The organism is Ectothiorhodospira marina, assembly GCF_900109495.1.
GTDB classification, from domain to species: Bacteria; Pseudomonadota; Gammaproteobacteria; order Ectothiorhodospirales; family Ectothiorhodospiraceae; genus Ectothiorhodospira; species Ectothiorhodospira marina.
In genome coordinates this window covers 1-1,017 of sequence record NZ_FOAA01000040.1, presented here as the reverse complement: position 1 = coordinate 1,017, position 1,017 = coordinate 1, and the positions used below count along the sequence as shown (strand labels likewise).

The window sequence follows — 1,017 nt, the reverse complement described above, 5'->3', positions numbered from 1 at the left end:
GAGTACGCCACTGGCTGCCAGCTTTGTCCACCACGCCGCTGAATCTTTCAGAGTCATTGTTTCGACTTCCTGATATGGACGCCTGATTTCGACCCAGAGCGGACGGTCTGTGGAGGTGTAGAGAGACTCCAGTCGTACTCACAGCTGCCACTCGAAATACCCCGGATGCGATGGGATTGAAGACCACAGATCAAGAAGCCCCCCGCGGGATGAACTGTGACTTGATGAGTGCGAATGTCGACCAGCGCCGGGGCCGTCGGGTGATCCTCGTCAACTCACCATCCGGTACCACGTAATTTCGGGGATACCCCGCAGTCCCAACACTAAGCCGCCTTGCCGTGGCGCTCACGCCAAAGATCGTAATCGAGTTGCATTCCTGCCCAGACTTCGGCGCGTCCGCCTTGCTCCACACCCAGCCAGCGCTCGATGCGCAAAGCCATCTTTGGTGAAATACCCGCGTGACCGTGAAGCACACGGGACAGCGCTGCCCGCGTGACGCCCAGTTCGCGAGCCGCGGCCGCCACCGAAAGCCCCAGCGCTGGCAACACGTCATCTCGCAGGATTTCTCCGGGGTGCGGTGGATTGTGCATCGTCATCATGACCCTCCTCAGTGGTAGTCCTGATAATCGACCAGGATTGCATCACCGTTATCGAACTTGAAGGTCAGCCGCCAGTTGCCGCCGACCGAAACGGACCAATGCTCCGACAGGTTGCCTCTGAGTGGGTGCAAAGCCCAGCCCGGCAGATTCATGTCCTCCGGGGTGCTAGCCCGATTCAGCACGGCGAGTTGACGGGACAGTTTGGCAGCATGCCCGCTCTGGATACCCACCTTGGACCCAGTCTCGAAGAATTTTCGAAGGCCTTTGTGCCGGAAGCTCTTGATCACGCCCTTGATCGTATAGCATCGGTATACGCCATGCAATGACCCAGCGCGCGACAAGCCCCGCCGTTCAGGGCGGGGAAGGATAGCGCGGACGGCGTAGCCGTCTTTGGGTTTCAGTTAGGTGTCTGCTGCTG

2 protein-coding genes are annotated in these 1,017 nt (G+C 59.5%); both read right to left on the bottom strand.

The window, feature by feature from the left end; genetic code table 11:
- Window positions 1-323: 323 nt before the first annotated feature.
- The gene (locus BMY52_RS15045) at window positions 324-596 is read right to left on the bottom strand and encodes a HigA family addiction module antitoxin (RefSeq protein ID WP_090255810.1); all 273 of its coding nucleotides are present in this window, start codon (window positions 594-596) and stop codon (window positions 324-326) included.
- A gap of 11 nt (window positions 597-607) precedes the next feature.
- Window positions 608-886 (bottom strand): type II toxin-antitoxin system RelE/ParE family toxin, encoded by a 279-nt coding sequence (locus BMY52_RS15040; protein ID WP_090255808.1) that lies wholly within the window; start codon window positions 884-886, stop codon window positions 608-610.
- Window positions 887-1,017 lie beyond the last annotated feature (131 nt).